Source organism: Pseudomonas sp. FP2335, assembly GCF_030687535.1.
GTDB lineage: Bacteria > Pseudomonadota > Gammaproteobacteria > Pseudomonadales > Pseudomonadaceae > Aquipseudomonas.
This window is the reverse complement of sequence record NZ_CP117437.1, coordinates 2,361,579-2,379,823: the sequence shown is the minus strand read 5'-3', so window position 1 is coordinate 2,379,823 and position 18,245 is coordinate 2,361,579. Positions and strand designations below refer to the sequence as shown.

Annotated in this window: 7 protein-coding genes; 1 reads left to right on the top strand and 6 read right to left on the bottom strand. The window is 63.5% G+C overall.

Features of this window, described 5'->3' with window-relative positions:
• Positions 1–2: 2 nt before the first annotated feature.
• Both PSH81_RS10695 and PSH81_RS10690 read right to left on the bottom strand, forming a co-directional pair.
• On the bottom strand, positions 3–10,928 hold the full coding sequence (locus tag PSH81_RS10695; RefSeq protein ID WP_305392481.1) for a non-ribosomal peptide synthase/polyketide synthase: 10,926 nt from the start codon (positions 10,926–10,928) through the stop codon (positions 3–5).
• A 297-nt stretch (positions 10,929–11,225) separates the two neighbouring features.
• Entirely contained in the window at positions 11,226–12,398 is a 1,173-nt protein-coding gene (locus PSH81_RS10690; protein ID WP_305392480.1) for an MFS transporter, read from the bottom strand.
• Between the two features lie 141 nt (positions 12,399–12,539).
• Here PSH81_RS10690 and PSH81_RS10685 point away from each other — a divergent pair, with 141 nt between their 5' ends.
• On the top strand, positions 12,540–13,127 hold the full coding sequence (locus PSH81_RS10685) for a TetR/AcrR family transcriptional regulator (RefSeq protein ID WP_192301076.1): 588 nt from the start codon (positions 12,540–12,542) through the stop codon (positions 13,125–13,127).
• Here the strand turns inward: PSH81_RS10685 and PSH81_RS10680 are convergent.
• From PSH81_RS10680 to pncB, 4 genes are all read right to left on the bottom strand, one after another.
• Positions 13,111–14,466: an MATE family efflux transporter gene (locus tag PSH81_RS10680; protein ID WP_305392479.1), complete on the bottom strand. Its 1,356-nt coding sequence runs from the start codon at positions 14,464–14,466 to the stop codon at positions 13,111–13,113. The genes PSH81_RS10685 and PSH81_RS10680 overlap by 17 nt on opposite strands.
• Positions 14,467–14,891: 425 nt before the next feature.
• A complete protein-coding gene (locus tag PSH81_RS10675) occupies positions 14,892–15,992 on the bottom strand; it encodes a hypothetical protein (RefSeq protein ID WP_305392478.1) in 1,101 nt (366 codons plus the stop codon).
• 213 nt (positions 15,993–16,205) lie between these two features.
• On the bottom strand, positions 16,206–17,015 hold the full coding sequence (gene nadE / locus PSH81_RS10670) for an ammonia-dependent NAD(+) synthetase (protein ID WP_305392477.1): 810 nt from the start codon (positions 17,013–17,015) through the stop codon (positions 16,206–16,208).
• Between the two features lies 1 nt (position 17,016).
• On the bottom strand, positions 17,017–18,234 hold the full coding sequence (pncB, locus tag PSH81_RS10665; RefSeq protein ID WP_305392476.1) for a nicotinate phosphoribosyltransferase: 1,218 nt from the start codon (positions 18,232–18,234) through the stop codon (positions 17,017–17,019).
• Positions 18,235–18,245: the final 11 nt, after the last annotated feature.

Here is an 18,245-nt window from a genome sequence, read left to right as displayed (position 1 = left end):
GTTCAAATCGCCTCTAGTTCGCTCAAAAAGTCACGAAGATCATCAAAGTCTTCCGCGCTGCCGGCACGGAAGGTGGCGGCGGCCTGGACGTAGGCGCGCAGCGTTTCGGTCTGGAACACCTCCACCAGCGGCACTTCCAGGCCCAGCTCGGCCTGGACCCGCGAGGTGATCTGGATGGCCAGTAACGAGTGGCCGCCGACCTCAAAGAAGTTGTCGTTCAAGCCCACTTGTTCCAGGCGCAGGACGTCGGCCCAGATGGCGGCGATCTGCTGCTCCAGCTCGGTTTCGGGGGCCACGTAGCTTTGCTGCAACTGGCTCGCGTCCGGTTCGGGCAGGCCCTTGCGGTCGAGTTTGCCGTTGGGGGTCAAGGGCATTTGCGCGAGGAACATGAAGTGCGCGGGCACCATGTAATCCGGCAGGCGGGCTTTCAGGGCGCGGCGCAGGGTGTCGCGGAACTCGGTTTCGCTGGCCAGGGCGGCATCAGCCGGGACGACGTAGGCCACCAGTTGCTTGCCGGTCGGGCCGTCCTGGGCCACCACTACGGTTTCGCCCACGCTGTCCTGTTCCCGCAGGCGCGCTTCGATTTCACCCAGTTCGATGCGAAAACCTCGGATTTTCACTTGATGGTCGACACGACCGAGGTAATCCACCACGCCGTCCGGGCGGCCACGGGTCAGGTCGCCACTGCGGTACACACGGCTGCCGGGTTTGCCGAACGGGTCCGGTACGAAGCGTTCGGCGGTCAGCGCCGGGCGCTCCAGATAGCCGCGGGCCACGCCCTCGCCGCCCAGGTACAACTCGCCGGCGACGCCGATGGGTTGCAGATTGAGCTGGGCGTCCAGCACGTAGCCGCTGCGGTTGCCCAACAGTGTGCCGATGGGTGCATAGACGGCACCGCAAGGGTCGCCTTTGCGCGCTTTCCACAACAGCGGTGTGACCACGGTTTCAGTCGGCCCGTAGCCGTTGAACAAATAAGTCGGCTTGAGCGCACGCCAGGCCAGGTCGTAGCTGGCCTGCGCCACTGCATCCCCGCCAAAGCAGTAGACCCGCACCGCCGGTGGATTGCCGTCGCGCTCGGCATGTTCGGCCAGCTGTTGCAGGTACACCGGCGGGAACACCGCCATGGTCACGTTGTGGCGATGCATCTGCGCGTAGGTGTAGTCCGGCAGCCACAGGCTGTCATCGCGGATCAGCACGCTGGCGCCGTTGATCAACGGGTGCATCCAGCCTTCGTGGGAGCCGTCGAAGGCGAAGGACATGAAGTGCAGTTCGCAATCGGCCGGACCGGTTTCGTAGCGCTCGCCAGTGGCGATGATGTGCGCCACCAATGGACCGTGGGAAACCGCCACGCCCTTGGGCATGCCGGTGGAGCCGGAGGTGTAGATCACGTAGGCAAGGTTGTCGCCGTCTAACGCCACCTCTGGCGCGGTCTCGGCATAGTCCTCGGTGCGATCGATTGCCAGCACCTCTAGGCCCTCGGCAATCGGCAGTTGCGGCACCGCACGGCTGTGGGTCAGCAGCAATTGCGCGCGGCTGTCTTGCATCATGTACAGCAGGCGATCACGCGGGTATTCGATGTCCAGCGGCACGTACACGCCGCCGGACTTCATCACGCCGAGGAACGCCACCAGGCTTTCGGCACTGCGCGGCATGGCAATCGCCACCCGCACTTCGGGGCCGACGCCACGGGCGATCAGCGCGTGGGCCAGGCGGTTGGCCTGGCGATCCAGCTCGCCGTAGCTGAGGGTTTGCGTGTCGAACTTGACCGCCACCGCCTGCGGGTTTTCACGGGCGCGGTCGGCGAACAGTTCATGCACCAGACGAGCGCTTGAGAAGCCGGACTCACTGCGGTCCCACAGTTGCAGGATGTGCTGTTGCTCATCGGCATCCAGCAGGTTCAACTGCCCGATGTTCTGCTGCTGATCGGCAACCATTGCTTGCAGCAGGTTCTGCCAATGCCGCGCCATGCGCTCGATGGTGCTGGCTTCAAACAGATCGGTGGCGTAACTCAAGGACGCTAGCAGGTGCGTCTGGGACTCTTCGATGTCCAGCGTCAGGTCGAACTGGGCGACCGCTTCATCCCAACCGACCGGGCTGATCGTCAACTCGCCCAGGCGCCGCAAGTGCTCGCCCGCGAGGCTGATGTGGTGGTTGAACGCCACTTGGAACAGCGGGCTCAGGCTCAGGCTGCGCTCCGGCTGCAGGGCTTGCACCAGTTGTTCGAACGGCAGGTCCTGGTGGGCCTGGGCTTCAAGGGCGCGCTGTTTGACCTGGGCGAGCAGTTCACGAACGCTGGTGTGCCCGTCGATCTCGGCCTTGAGCACCTGGGTGTTGACGAAGAAGCCGATCAGGCGCTCGGTCTCGACCCGGTTGCGGTTGGCGATGGGCACGCCGACACGGATGTCCTGCTGGCCGCTGTAGCGATGCAGCAGCACTTGGTAGGACGCCAGCAACAACATGAACAGCGTCACGCCTTCGCGTTGGGCCAGGGCCTTGAGACTGTCGAGCAGCGCCGCCGGCAACGGCACATTGAGCCGCGCACCGCGATGGGTCGGCACGGCCGGGCGCTGGTGGTCGAACGGCAGCTCGAGCACCGGCTGTTCGCCGCCGAGCCGTTCACGCCAGTAATCGAGCTGGCGGGCGTTCTCTCCCGCTTCCATCCATTGGCGCTGCCAGGCGGCGTAGTCGGCGTACTGGATCGCCAGCGCCGGCAGTTGCAGGGTTTGCCCCTGGCTGTAGGCGGCGTAGAGCTGGACCAGTTCGTCGACCAGCACGTGCATCGACCAGCCATCGGAGATGATGTGGTGCTGCACCAGCACCAACACATGCTCATCGGCTGACAGGCGCAGCAGGCTGACGCGCAGCAGCGGGCCCTGGCGCAGGTCGAACGGCTGGGTGATACAGGCTTCGACCAAGGCTTTCAGGCGCGTTTCATCGGCATCGACGACGCGCAGAGCGATGCGCGTTTCGGGGCTGATCACTTGTACCGTGCGCTCGGCGTCCTGCTGCAAGTGAGTGCGCAGGCTATCGTGGCGCGCCGCCAGGGTGTCGAAGGCGCGCTGCAGGGCCACCTGATCCAGCGGGCCCTTGAGGCGCAGGGCGCTGGGCACGTGATAGGCCGCGCTGTGGGGGTCGAGTTGCCAGAGGAACCACTGGCGTTCCTGGGCATAGGACAGGGCCAGCGGCCGCTCGCGTTCAACGCGTTGGATCGGCTTGTCTTCAACCCGCACGTCGGTCAGTGCGCGGACAAAATCCCCCAGCACCGGCTGATCGAACAGCGCCTTCAAGCCCACATCCAGCCCCAGGCCGTGGCGGATGCGCGAGACAGCCTGGGTCGCCAGCAGAGAATGCCCTCCCAGTTCGAAGAACTGATCGTTCAGGCCAACCCGCGCCACCCCGAGCACCTCGGCCCAGATCATGGCGACCTGTTGCTCCAGCTCCGTGTGCGGCGCGAGGTATTCACGCGCTTGCACCTCAACGTTCGGCAGAGCCTTGCGGTCCAGCTTGCCATTGGGGCTCAACGGCATGCGCTCAAGCGACAACCATTGCGCCGGGACCATATAGTCCGGCAGGTGCTCGGCCAAATGGGCGCCGAGCACTTCACGCCAATCCTCGGCGGCGGCATGCAGCACCACGTAGGCCACCAGAGACTGGCCGTCGACCGCCAGCACGGCGCTCTCGCGCACCGCGGTGTGTTCCAGCAGGCGCGCTTCGATCTCCCCCAACTCGATGCGTTGGCCACGCAGCTTGACTTGATGGTCGATGCGCCCGGCGTATTCAATCACGCCGTCGTCGCGATAGCGCGCCAGGTCGCCGGTGCGGTACAGGCGTTCCCCGCTGATGAAAGGATGGGCGATAAAACGCTCGGCGGTCAGCGCCGGGCGGCGGTGATAACCGCGGGCCAGGCCGACGCCGCCAAGGTACAACTCGCCCAGCACGCCCACCGGCACCGGCTCGAAGTTGTTGTCGAGGATGTAGCACCCGAGGTTGGCAATGGGACGGCCAATCGGCACGGCATCGCGGCCTTCGTCGATGCAGGTCCAGTGGGTCACGTCGATGGCCGCTTCGGTCGGGCCGTACAGGTTGTAGAGCCCGGCCTGCGGCAGCTTGGCGAAGACTTGCTGCTGGGCGTCCACCGGCAGCGCTTCACCGCTGCACACGATGCGGTGCAAGGTGTGACAGGTGGCAACGCTCGGTTCCTGCAAAAATGCCTGCAACATCGACGGCACAAAGTGCAGTGTGGTGATGTGCTCGGCGTTGATCAGGCTGACCAGCCTGGCCGGATCGCGATGATCACCGGGCGCGGCGACCACCAGGCGCGCGCCGGTCATCAGCGGCCAGAAGAATTCCCACACCGACACGTCGAAACTGAATGGGGTCTTTTGCAGCACGCTGTCGCTGACGTCCAGCGCGTAGGCTTGCTGCATCCAGTGCAGGCGGTTGGCAAGTGCCGAGTGGCGGTTGCCGGCACCTTTGGGTTGGCCGGTGGAGCCAGAGGTGTAGATCACGTAGGCGAGGTTGTCGCCGTCCAGCGCGATGCCGGGGTTGGCTTCGCTGTAGCCCTCGAACGTTGAATCGCCCAGCACCACGCGTTGTAAACCCTCGGGAATCGGCAGTTGCGCCACTAGATGCGCCTGGGTCAGCAGCAGTTTCACGCCGCTGTCGTCGAGCATGTAGGCCAGGCGTTCGCGTGGGTATTCCGGGTCCAGCGGCACGTAGGCGCCGCCGGCCTTGAGCACGGCGAGCAGGCCGACGACCATTTCAACCGAACGTTCCACCGCGAGGCCGACCAGCACATCCGGGCCGACACCGGCTTCGATCAAGCGGTGCGCCAGGCGGTTGGCGCGGCGGTTCAGTTCGGCGTAGGTCAGGCGCTGCTGCGCAAACACCAGTGCCGGGGCATCCGGTGTGAGGGCCGCTTGATCCTCGATCAGTTGATGCACGCAACGCTGCAACGGGTAGTCGCGGGCGGTGGCGTTCCAGTCGTGGAGCACCTGTTGGCGGACGGTGTCGGTCAGCGCCGGCAGATCCCCCAGGCGTTGCGGCGTGGCCTGGCTCAAGCCGTGCAGCAGGTGTTGGAAAGACTCGGCCAACTGGCGGATTTCGCCAGCGCCGAACAGTTGCCGATCAAAGCTGAATTCGAATTCAAGGACCGCACCCGCGCCCAACAGCACGGTAAGCGGATAATGCGTCTGCTCCAGGTTTTGCACATTGCTGAACCCAAGCCCGGCGGGCGCACCGTGGGCCAACGCCGCGGACACCGGATAGTTTTCCACCACCAACAGGGTGTCGAACAACGCCGCACCACCCGCCCCCGCCCAGCGCTGGATGTCGAACAGGGGCGTGTGTTCATGTTCACGCAGGCTCAGGTTGAGCGCCTGCAGCTGTTGCAACCAGTCGGCGACCCACAGCTGCGGGCTCGGCGTAGCGATGACCGGCAAGGTGTTGATGAACAGGCCGACCTGTTGCTCTACCCCCGGCAAACCGGCCGGGCGCCCGGAAACGGTGGCACCAAAGGCCACGGTGTCCTGGCCGGTGTGGCGTTGCAGCAACAGCAGCCAGGCCGCTTGCACCAGGGTGTTGAGGGTGACTTTGTGCGCTTGGGCGAAGGCTTTCAGTTGCGCGGTCTGCGCCGGGCTCAGGGCCAGATGCTCACTGCCCTTGGCCGCTGCGGGCGCTGTCGAGACCCCACGCGCCAGTTGCGTCGGGGTGTGCAGCGCGGCCAGTTGGTCTTTCCAGAACGCTTCGCTGAGGGCCCCATCCTGCGCCTGCAACCAGCCGATGTAATCGCGGTAGTGCCCATGAAGCGCGGGCAATGGCTGGCCGGCGTAGTGCTGCAAGACTTCGCCGAACAACTGCGCACGGCTCCAGCCATCCAGCAGGATATGGTGGTTGGTGTAGATCAGATGGAAGCGGCCGGGGCCGGTACGCACCAGTTTCAGGCTGAGCAGCGGCGCCTGTTCCAGCACGAAACCCTCGGCGCGGGTCGCCTCGCTCAGTTCGTCCAGCGCGGCTGGCTGATCGGCGCGCGCCTGCCAGTCGTACTCGATGAACGGCAAGCCCACCTCGCGGTACACCGCTTGCAGGGGCTGGGTTTGCGCGTCCTGCCAGACAAAGCCGGTGCGCAGCATGTCATGCCGGGCCAGCACCTGTTGCCACGCCTGCTGGAAGCGCGGCACGTCCAGGCCCACAAGGTCGGCGCGCAGCTGACTGACGTAGATGTCGTCCTGGCCTTGTTGATACAGGCTGTGGAACAGCATGCCCTGCTGCATCGGCGACAATGGGTAGAGGTCTTGCACGCCCCGGGTGGGCAGCGCCAGCTCGTCCAGTTGCGGCTGGGTCAGGCGCGCCAGGGGCACATCGGCCGGGGTCAGGCCGCCGTGTTGCGGGTCGACGCAATGGGCAATCAACGCCAGCAGTTCCTGCCGGTAGTCGTCCGCCAGGCGCTGGATGGTCGAGCGCTGGAACATCTCGCGGCTGAAGCCCCAGTTCAGGCTCAGTTCACCGCCGTAGACCTGGCCTTCCAGGGTCAGCCAGTTGGCCAGCGGCGCTTCGTCGTCCTGGGCCTGGCCGCTGCCTTGCGTGGCCGGGACGAACAGCGCGGACTCGTCGAACTGGCGGTCGAACTGCCCCAGGTAGTTGAAGGTAATTCGCGGTGCCGCAAGGCCTGCCAGGGCTTCGCGCGACTCCACAGTGCCCAGATAGCGCAGCAGGCCATAGCCCAGGCCCTTGTCAGGCACGGCGCGCAGTTGCTCCTTGACCGACTTGATCGCGCTCGACAGCTCGCCTTCGGCCTGCAAGCGCACCGGGAACAGGCTGGTGAACCAGCCGACGGTGCGGGTCAGGTCAACGCCGTCGAACAGGTCTTCGCGGCCATGGCCTTCGAGTTGGATCAACGCGGCGTGCTGGCCGCTCCAACGCCCGACTACCCGCGCCAGCGCGGTCAGCAGCAGATCATTGACCTGGGTGCGATAGGCCGCCGGGGCGTCTTGCAGCAGTTGGCGGGTGTGTTCGCTGCTGAGACGGATTTCGAGCTTGTCGCCCAGGCGCTGTTGCAGGCCGCCCTGGGGGTTGTCGCACGGCAGCTCGGCATCGACCGTTTGCGCCTGCCAATACGCCAGTTGCGCGTCGAGGTGGTGTGCATGGGCCTGCAACCGCTGCGCCCAGGTCTGATAGGCGCTGGTTTTTGCCGGCAAGGCGGCTTGGCGGTAAGCCTGTTGCAGGTCTTCCAGCAGGACGCGCCACGACACCCCATCGATCACCAGGTGATGCACCACCAGCAGCAGGCGCTGGGTGCCATCGGCCAGCGTGACCAGCGCGGCGCGCAACAGCGGGCCATGTTGCAGGTCGAGGCTGCGTTGGGCGTCATTGCACAGGGCGGTGAGTTCAGCCTCGGTGTGCGCGTGACGTTGCCACAACGGCGCATCCGTCACGGGCTCGGCGTGGGCCTGCTGCCAAGCATCGGCCTGCTGGGTGAAGCGCAGGCGCAAGGCGTCGTGATGGTTGATCACCTGGATCAACGCCGCGCCAAGACGCGCAGGCTCCAAGGCCTCGCGCGGGGTCAGCAGCAGCGACTGGTTCCAATGCTGGCGCACCGGGATCGCCTGGGCGAAAAAGGCTTGCTGCACCGGGGTCAGGATCACATCGCCACTGACCGGACCTTGATCAATAAGCGTGGCCTGCTCGAAGCTCGCCACCAGCGCAAGCGTGCGCACGCTCTGGTACTGGAACAGGTCGCGCGGGCTGAAGCGCAGCCCCGCCTGCCTGGCGCGGCTGACCACTTGGATGGAGATGATCGAGTCGCCGCCGAGCTCGAAAAAATTGTCGTCCAGGCCGACCTGTTCGACGCCCAGCACATCAACCCAGATCGCCGCCAACGCCATTTGCAGGGAGGTTTGCGGGGCGCTGTAAGCCTGTTGCGGCGCGGTGTCCGGCAGCGGCAGCGCCTTGCGGTCGAGTTTGCCGTTGGCGGTCACCGGCAGTTTGGCCAGGGCCACGAAGTGGGTTGGCACCATGTATTCCGGCAGGCTGCCGAGCAGCCAGGCCTTGAGGTCGACGGGCTCGTCGTGTGCGTGGACGAGATAGGCGACCAATTGTTTGCCGCCCTGCACCAGCACCACCGCCTCGCGCACGGCGGGGTGCTGCATCAGGCGTGTCTCGATTTCACCGAGCTCAATACGCAAGCCACGCAGCTTGACCTGATGATCGAGGCGACCGAGGTATTCGATCACGCCGTCGGCGCGTTGGCGCACGCGGTCGCCAGTGCGGTACAGGCGCTCGCCGTCGGCGAACGGGCTCGGCACAAAGCGTTCGGCGGTCAACGCCGGGCGCCGGTGATAACTGCGCGCCAGGCCGGTGCCGCCCAGGTACAGCTCGCCGGACACGCCCGCCGGCACCGGATTGAGCTGGGCGTCGAGCACGTAGGTGGCGAGGTTGGCGATAGGCCGGCCGATGGGCACGCTGTCGGCGCCTTCATCGATGCAGGTCCAGTGGGTCACATCGATGGCGGCCTCGGTGGGACCGTACAGGTTGTAGAGCGCGGCCTGCGGCAGTTTGGCGAAGACCTGGGTTTGCGCATCCAGCGGCAAGGCTTCGCCACTGCACACGATGCGCTTGAGGCTGGCGCAGGCATGCACGCCCGGCTCGTGGATAAACGCCTGCAGCATCGAGGGCACAAAGTGCAACGTGGTGATGCCATGGCGGCCAATGGTCTCGATCAGCCGCGCCGGCTCGCGATGTTCGCCAGGGGCGGCGACCACCAGGCGCGCACCGGTCATCAGCGGCCAGAAGAACTCCCACACCGAGACGTCAAAGCTGAACGGGGTTTTCTGCAAGACCGCATCGCTGCCATCCAGTGCGTAGGCCTGCTGCATCCAGCACAGGCGGTTGACCAAAGCACGATGGCTGTTGCCGGCGCCCTTGGGCTTGCCGGTGGAGCCGGAGGTGTAGATCACGTAGGCGAGGTTGAGCGCCTGGACCTGCACCGCAGGGGATGCCGTGCTGTAGCCATCGAGTGCGCTGGCCGCCTGATCCAGGGCGATCACCTGCAGGCCCTCGGCCGGCAGTTGCGCGAGCAGGCGCTGCTGGCTGAGCAGCAGCGTGATGCCGCTGTCTTCGATCATGTAGGCCAGGCGTTCCCGGGGGTATTCCGGGTCCAGCGGGACGTAGGCGCCACCGGCCTTGAGAATCGCCAGCAGGCCGATGACCATTTCGATGGAGCGCTCAACGCAGATGCCCACCAGCACATCCGGGCCGACACCGCGTTCGCGCAACAGGTTGGCCAGTTGATTGGCGCGGGCGTCGAGTTGGGCGTAGGTCAGGCGGTTGTCGCCAAACACCAGCGCCGGTGCGTGCGGCGTGCGCTGCACCTGGTCTTCGATCAATTGATGAATGCCGCGCTCGGTCGGATAGGCCTCGGCGGTGTGGTTCCAGGCGTGGACCAACACCTGCTGGTCCTGCGCCGCGAGCATCGGCAACTCGCCGATGCGTTGCTGGCCATCGGCAATCATGGCGCGTAACAGGCTGATCCAGTGTTCGGCCATGCGCGCGATGGAGGGCGCGTCGAACAGGTCGTTGGCGTAGGTCAATGCGGCATGCAGGGTGCCGGATTTTTCGTAGGTATCGAGGGTCAGGTCGAACTGGGTGGTGCGGCCTTGCCACTCCACCAATGCCAGCTCCAGGCCCGAGGCGGTGCTGATGCTCGCGATGTCCGCCACCATCGGTTGGTGGTTGTACATCACCTGGAACAGCGGCGTGTGACTGAGGCTGCGCTCGACCTTGAGGGCTTCCACCAGGCGCTCGAAGGGCAGTTCCTGATGATCCTGGGCGCCCAGCGCGTGTTCCTTGATGGCTTGCAGCAACTCGCCGACGCGGGTTTGCCCGCTGAGTTCGGTGCGCAGCACCTGGGTGTTGACGAAGAAACCGATCAACCCTTCGACTTCGCTGCGGTTGCGGTTGGCGATAGGCACGCCGATGCGGATGTCGCCCTGGCCGGTGTAGCGATGCAGCAGCACGTTGAAGGCGCCCAGCAGCAACATGAACAGCGTGACGTTGTGCTGTTGCGCGCAACCGCGCAGTTGCGCGGCGAGCGTCGGTTCGATCGCAAAGTTATGCCGTGTGCCCTGGTAGCTGGGCATGGCCGGGCGCGGGCGGTCGGTGGGCAGTTCCAGCACCGGATGTTCATCGCCCAGGCGTGCCTGCCAGTACTCAAGCTGACGCGCCTGCTCCCCGGCTTCCAGCCAGCGGCGTTGCCACAGGGCGTAGTCGCTGTACTGGATCGGCAGTGGCGGCAGTTGCGGCGCTTCGTTGCGTTCATGGGCGTCGTAGAAACGGATGAATTCGTCGATCAGCACGTTCATCGACCAGCCGTCGGAGACGATGTGGTGCAAGGTCAGCAACAGCACATGCTCCTGCGCGTCGAGCTTGAGCAGTTGCACGCGCAGCAGCGGACCGTGCTCCAGGTCGAACGGCAGCAGTGATTGACGGGTCGCGGCGGCATTGACGGCCGGCTCGCGCTCGGCAGCGTCCAGGGCGCTCAAGTCGAGCTGCTCAATGACCAGCGAGGTCGGCGTGGCGATTTGCAGCAGTTGCTCATCGGCGCCGCGCTGGAACACCGTGCGCAACGTTTCATGCCGCACCACCAGGCTGGCGAACGCCTGCTCCAGGGCGCCGAGGTTCAGCGCGCCCTTGAGCCGCACCGCGCCTGGCAGGTTGTAGGCGCCGCTGGCCGGGTCCAACTGCCATAGAAACCACATGCGCTGCTGCGCGTAGGACAGCGCCTGACGATCCCCCGCCTCCACCCCTGCCGGAATCGGAAACCGGGAAAAATCCACGCCTTCTTTCTGCAAGGCTTGCAGGAACAGTTGGCGTTTTTCCAGGGGCAACCCGATAAACCGGCGAGCAAGTTTCAAGGAGTCTTCAGCGTTCATTTCTTGGAGTCCGGAGCAATAGGCGGGAAGCACAAAGGCACGTCGTCCCTATAAAACGAACCGGAGAGGGAAAAATTAGCGCGGGGTAAAAGGCGTGCTACCGAGTGTCATCAACGAACTGAAACACTAGGTTCGGCGCCAGATCATCGAACAATTGAAATCAGAAGACCTGATTCAGTGAACAACCGACTGAAACACAACGGCTACATTGGCTCCATCGAAGATGACCTGACACGCCAGGCATTGAACGAGTTTTTACAACATCACTGCGCACAGCCGCTCCCAACGATTGGCTGATCAGCCCAATCGCCGATACCCAAGCACCGCTGACCCCGCCACCACTGCCCCCGCCACCAACGCCACCCAGAATCCGCTGGTGGCGCCAAAGTGGTCGATCATCCAGCCGGAGCTGGCGGCACCGATGGCCACGCCGATGCTCAGGCCGGTGATCAGCCAGGTCATGCCTTCGGTCAGGCGGCTGGGTGAGACGATGCGCTCCACCAGGGCCATGGACACGATCAGGGTTGGCGCGAAGAACAGGCCGGAAATAAAGATCGTCACCGCCAGCCCCGGGATGTTGGTCACCAGCAACAGCGGCAAGGTGGTCAACGCCGTGGCCACGCCGCAATACAGGAACTGCCGGGGCAGCGGCGCCTTGAGCTTGAGCGTGCCAAAGACCAACCCGGCGAGGCACGAGCCGATGGCGTACACCGACAACACAATGCTCGCCGCCGCCGGCTGGCCCTGGTGCTGGGCGAAGGCCACGCTGACCACGTCCACCACGCCGACGATCACGCCCATGGCCAGCAGCAGGATCATCAGGATCAGCACGGATGGCGACGCGATCAACCAGCCGCTGTGGTGGTCGTGGTGCACATGCACGGGCGGTTCGGTTTCACGCTGCAACACAAAGGTGGTGACGCCCACCGCCAGCAACAGGGCGGCGACCAGCGGCCCGGCCTCCGGGAACAGCACTACGCTCAAGCCCACCGAAATCGGCGGGCCGATGATAAAGCACACCTCATCCAGCACCGATTCCAGGGCAAACGCGGTTTGCAGTTTGGGTTGCCCACGGTACAACTCGGTCCAGCGCGCCCGCACCATGGCGGACATGTTCGGCATGCAACCGGCCAGGGCGGCGAACAGGAACAACGTCCAGCCCGGCGCCTGCAATCGGGTACACAGCAGCACCATCAACAAGCCACCGCCGCCGATCAACGCGGCGATGGGCAGCACCCGGCCCTGGCCATAACGGTCCACCAACCGTGAAACCTGCGGTGCACAAAATGCCGTGGCCAACGCAAACACCGCCGCCACCGAGCCCGCCAGGCCATAGCCGCCATGCACTTGGGCGAGCATGGTGATCAGGCCGATGCCGGTCATCGACACCGGCATGCGCGCAAGCATGCCGGCCAGCACAAAAGCCCGCGCGCCTGGCACCTGGAATAACGCGGCATAGGGGTTTGCCATCTCTTCTTGACCTCTTCTTCTGCGCCTTGGGGTTTGCCATTTGAAGCGATCAAGGCAAAATACATACGATACGTATGTGACGAATCATGCTTAACATACGCACCGTATGTCAATCACTCACTTGCCCATAACGAGCCCCCCATGAGCCGAGCCCGTGCTGAAATGATCGAAGACACCCGCGCCCGGCTGATCGCCAGCGCGCGCCAGGCGTTTGCCACTCAAGGGTACGCCAACACCTCGATGGACGACTTTACCGCCCGCGCCGGTCTGACCCGCGGTGCCTTGTACCATCACTTCGGTGACAAGAAAGGTCTATTGGCTGCCGTGGTGGCGCAACTCGACAGCGAGATGGATGCGCGTTTGCAGCACATCACCGACCAGGCCCTGGACCCCTGGGTGGGCTTCTGTGAGCGCTGCCGGACGTATCTGGGCATGGCCCAGGACAGCGAGATCCAGCGCATCGTGTTGCAGGATGCCCCTGCCGTGCTGGGAGACACCGGCTCCCAGCAACACTGCGTGGCATCGCTGCGCCAACTGCTGGAAGGCTTGATGCAAGCCGGGGTGATCCACCCGGCCCCGAGCCAGGCATTGGCTCAGTTGATCAACGGCAGCCTGGTCAGCACCGCGCTGTGGATTGCCCGGAATGAACACCCGGACGCGCGGCTACAAGAAGGCTTGCTCGGTTTGGAGCTGCTGCTGGGCGGCCTTAAACTCACACCAACCGCGTGATCTGCTTGTGTCGCCATACCAGGCGGTAATACGTGACCTGCAACCCGAGCATCGCCAGGTAAGTCACCGGAAACGCCATCCACACGCCTTCCAGGCCGAAGTGCGCGTTGAACAGATAGGCCATCGGCAGCTCCACGCAGAGCACGCAGAAGATCGAGATCGCCACCGGCATCAGCACCACCCCGCTGGCCCGCATGATGCCGCCGACCACGGCCTGGAAGCCAAACACCAGGATGCTCCACAGCATGATATGCAGCAGGTGCTCGGCACTCACCCGCGCCGCGTCCTCGGTGATGAACAGGCCAAGCAACCAGTGCGACAGCAAGTAACCCAGCACGATCAAGCCACCAGTGAGGCAAGTATTGATCAGCAGCCCGGTGCGCAGGATCGGCCCGATACGCTCCAGCCGCCCCGCGCCAATCGCCTGGGCGCCGAGGATCGATGCAGTGATGGCAATCGACAGCGCCGGAAACTGTACGTAGTTGACGATCTGCGTCACCGCGCCATAGGCCGCGGTGGCCTGGGAGCCATGGCTGTTAACCAGGGCAAGGATGACCAATTCCGACAGCGACAACACCACCATCTGCAAGCCAGTGGGCAAACCGATGCGCAGGACTTTACCGAGGATCACGCGGTCCAGGCGCAGGGCCGCCAGCAGTTCACGGTCGGGGGCCATCACATGATTTTTATGGCGCAGGCGCAGGATCAGAAACAGCATGGCCGAAGCGTTACCCACCAGCCCGGCATACACCGCGCTCTGGATACCCATGGGCGGCAGGCCGATCCAGCCCCGGATCAGCGCCGGGGTCAGCAGCAGCCCGACCAGGGTCGAGACCATCAGCGCCAGCAAAGGTGACACCGTATCGCTGACACCGCGCAGCAGTTGGGTGTAGAGGATGAACACCAGCAGCAGCGGCATGATCAGCATCATCATCTGCGCATAGCCGACCGCATCGTCCAACACGTCAACCGGCGTGCCCAACGCCTGCAACGCCGGACGCGCAAACAAGCTGCCGAGCACCGCCGCGATCACCCCCACCAATGCGCCCAGGGTCAGGGTCGCGCCGGTGATCACCTTGACCAGCCCTGTCTCCTGCGCGCCCCACGCCTGGCCGATCAGCACCGAGGCGCCCGCCCCCAGGCCGATGACCAGGGCGATAAAGAAAAACACGATGGGAAACATCCCCGACACCGCCGCCAGCGCCTGGGTGCCGAGCATCTGCCCGACGTAGATGCCGTTGAGCGTGCCGGAAAAACTTTGCAGGAAGTTGGATAGCACCATCGGCGCCAGGAAGATCAGGTAGATCTGCCATAGCGGGCGTTGCATAGGGTTTTGCATGAAAAACGGAGCCTCGTGACACAAGCGCGATGCGAGCTTATACCGCAAATGGATCCAATCCAGTAACGAGGAATGCAGAACGCCGCAGCTTGCCGCCCTTCATCTGCCATGGTCAGGATGAAACGCTCCACCTCTACCAACAGTGCCGCCGCCTGCGCAGCCTCGCTAAAGCTCGACAGCCACGGGAGATTGGCAGTGCCTGGGCAATCTCCAGCCGAACACTCACGATCCATCAACACCAATCACCTGTGGGAGCGGGCTTGCTCGCGAAAACGGTGTATCAGTCAGCGGTTGCACCAGCTGACAGACCGCTTTCGCGAGCAAGCCCGCTACTACGCCCTAAAACGATGATCGGTCCGGGTTCCCGATAACAGCAGCGATGAGCCGGGCCACCGACTCATCGCTGTGCCTCAACCCGCTGACGATCAGCTTTTACCGAGCATGTGGTTGAGGTTGTCGATATCGAAGCGTTGGTCTTCTGCGCCCGGCTTGCCACTCTCCACTTTGATACCGATGTCCAGGTCTCGTAGCAGGCCTGGACGTTTGAGAAGCTCAGCAGCCAATTGGCGGGCTTCCTGACTGAACGTACGATTGGACGGGATAAGCCCTGCCGCTTCCTTCAACTCATTGACGTTGACGTACTTATCGTTGGCGCCAGCGGTGAATTGCCTGAAGTTGTCTTTAACGCCTTGCAGCAGGTCGTGATCACCCATATTGCGATACTTGTCCGACGAGAACTGCAAATTGCCCCTGGAGAAAGCGCCGTCCATTACGCCCATGCTGCTTTGATCAAGCTCCTTGAACAAGCCACCCCGCTCCAGCAGTTCATTGGCCAGATCTACCTCCTTCTGCGTGGCGGGCTGGCCATCCAGGCGATAACCGCTGGCAACGGCACTGAGGGACTTGTCGGTGATCATGCCCGGAGAATTCGGATCTTCAAAGGCACTGAAACGCGCCAGTATCTTGTTGCAGAACTCCTCCTTTGAGTCATTGGCATACGGACGATTCCCGGAATCTTGGGCCGGGCCGTTCCACTGGCTGCGATTGGCGTACTGGCCGTCCAAAGCCGGCAGTTGCGGGGAGGCTTGAAGGGCCAAGCGAAAGTTGAATTGACCGTCGGGCCGCTGCTGCAAGCCACTGCAGTGGTACTTGGGCGCTTCACGCAGCATTGGAGCTTCCCGTTGATCAAAATGCATGATCATAGCGTCCGCATCGCCCCGGCTGACTTGATTACTCAGCAGTTGGCTCACTTCAGGACGGCTGAGGAGCTCTCGGGCGAGGGAGGTCATCCGGTTGACGTAGTTATCCCCCATCGGCTGGCGGCCGGCCGCCCACTCAAGGTTTGGACGCGTGACAAAGTCGCTGCCGAACCTGCGGAAGTGATCGAAGTTGTGGGCGAACTCACGGGCCACTGATGAGTTGGGCACGTTCATATAGATGCTGGTAAGCGCAATTCCGGGCTGCTCACTACGCTGGATAAAACCGCCATTGAAAAGCGATTCCTGATGAAGACTTAAATGGTACATGGCACAACCTCAAATAGTGGAATCGATAACTGCCGACCCCCACTCGTTGGCGCGCACAGGATCGACCTCCTCTCTGTGGCAACTGGCTGTCGAATGGTTCCTGCAAGCACCCATGAGCTTGCCGATACCTCTCGGTTAACTTTCCTCGCTCCCCGCACGTTGCTTTCGCCGACAAATAACGACCTATCGCCATGAAACCTGCAAACTCCAGCGTCAGATCGGGGTAATTGGCAGTGCGCGCTTGTGAGCCGTCTTCATGTAAGCACCCTGCAGTATCCCCCTCACCCGCTCGCTCACCGGCTCGCCCATCAGGTACGCATCGATTTCCTCGTAGGTGCACCCGTAGGCGTGCTCATCCAACTTGCCAGGCACCAGCTCTTCAAGGTCAGCCGTGGGCTGTTTGTGCACCAGCCTGGCCGGTGCGCCAAGCGCCGTGGCCAGCAGGCGCACCTGGGTTTTGGTCAAGCCCGACAGTGGCGCCAGGTCGCACGCGCCGTCGCCGAATTTGGTGAAAAACCCCATCAACGCTTCGGCACCGTGGTCGGTGCCGACCACCAGGCCGTTGTGCAGGTTGGCCACGGCGTACTGCGCAATCATCCGTGCGCGCGCCTTGACGTTGCCTTTGATGAAGTCGATGTGGGCGGCGCTGGGTTCAGTGGCGCTCAGGCTGGCCATCAGGCCATCGACGCTGGCGGCGATGTTCAGGGTATCGACCTGGTCCGCAGTGATAAACGCCAGTGAGGCCTGGGCATCGGCTTCATCCGCCTGGCTTTTGTAAGGCAGGCGCATGGCAATAAAGCGTGCGTCGTAGTGCTCGGCGCGTAATTGCTCCACCGCCAGTTGGCACAGGCGGCCGGCAGTCAGGGAGTCAACACCACCGCTGATGCCCAGCACCAGGGCTTGGCAGCCGGACTGGCGCAAGGTGGTCTTGATGAAGTCGATGCGTCGTTGGATTTCCCCGGGCTCGCCACCCGCCACCAAGCGCCGATTGATGTTGAGTTCCTGCGCAATACGCTCTTGCATGTCACACCTCCACGCTACCTACGTTGAACACCTGTGCCGCGTACTGCAAAAACGAGGCGTCTTCGCAGACATTCTTGATCGGGTCATCGGAGAACTTCACCACTGGCTCGCCGTGCACCCGCACCAGTTTCATCACGATGCTCAGCGGTTCGACGCCTTCTACATCACACGCCAAGCTGGTGCCCATGCCGAAACCGAACCTGGCCTTGCCACGCACGTGGCGCAGGATCGGCAGGCATTTTTCGAAATTCAGGCCGTCGGAGAACATCAGGTCCTTGGTCATCGGGTCGATGCCCAGTTGTTTGTAGCGGGCCAATACTTTGTCGGCCCAGGCGATGGGGTCACCGGAGTCCTGGCGCAGGCCGTCGTAGAGCTTGGCGAAGTACAGGTCGAAGTCCTTGAGGAAAAAATCGGTGCTGATGCAGTCGGTCAAGGCAATGCCGAGGCGGCCACGGTACTCACGCACCCAGTTCTCCAACGCCGCATTCTGGCTCTCACGCAGGCGCCCCAGTTGCTGGTGCACCATCAGCCATTGGTGGGCCATGGTGCCGATCAGCGGCAAGTCGAATTCATAGGCCAGGTGCGCGTTGCTGGTGCCAACGAACTGGCCGGGGAAGTCGCGGCGCATGATGTCGACCACTTCGCGCTGGGCCTTGAACGACAGGCGCCGGCGGGTGGAGAAATCAGACACGCGCAGGTCGGCCAGTTCGTCGCGGCTGAGGTTTTTCTCCAGCCAGTCAAACTTCTGGTAGAGCTTGCGGGTGACGTCTTCGAGGCTCACGTCGGGGTACTTGTCGCGGTTGCGCAACTCGCTGACCAGCGCCAGCACCGGCTGTTCGAACATGATGCAGTGCAGCATCGGGCCGACCACGCGGATGTTCAGTTGGCCATCGACTTCACTGACATGGATATAGCGCAGGTTGAAACGGAACAGGCCGAGGAAACGCTCGTAATCCGGGGTGAGGTATTCGCGAAAACGCGGGTTGAACAGAAACCGCAACTCGCCTTCACGCATCTGCAGGCCAGCGAGTTTTTCCAGTTCGTCGCGCAGTTGCGGGATCAAGTGGCCGAGCTTTTCCTTGGAACGCACGATGAAGTTGTATTCCACATCGACGTTGGGGTGCTGGTGCAACACGGCCTGCATCATGGTGAAGGTGTAGTAGTCGGTATCGAGCAATCCCTGGATCACCGGGGATTCGTAGTCGTAGGCACTTTCCATGGTGGTTCTCC

Bases quoted from the DNA above. Each gene is read 5' to 3' on its own strand.
- PSH81_RS10695 (WP_305392481.1), bottom strand. From the start codon at position 10,928: ATGAACGCTGAAGACTCCTTGAAACTTGCTCGCCGGTTTATCGGGTTG.
- PSH81_RS10690 (WP_305392480.1), bottom strand. From the start codon at position 12,398: ATGGCAAACCCCTATGCCGCGTTATTCCAGGTGCCAGGCGCGCGGGCT.
- PSH81_RS10685 (WP_192301076.1), top strand. From the start codon at position 12,540: ATGAGCCGAGCCCGTGCTGAAATGATCGAAGACACCCGCGCCCGGCTG.
- PSH81_RS10680 (WP_305392479.1), bottom strand. From the start codon at position 14,466: ATGCAAAACCCTATGCAACGCCCGCTATGGCAGATCTACCTGATCTTC.
- PSH81_RS10675 (WP_305392478.1), bottom strand. From the start codon at position 15,992: ATGTACCATTTAAGTCTTCATCAGGAATCGCTTTTCAATGGCGGTTTT.
- nadE (WP_305392477.1), bottom strand. From the start codon at position 17,015: ATGCAAGAGCGTATTGCGCAGGAACTCAACATCAATCGGCGCTTGGTG.
- pncB (WP_305392476.1), bottom strand. From the start codon at position 18,234: ATGGAAAGTGCCTACGACTACGAATCCCCGGTGATCCAGGGATTGCTC.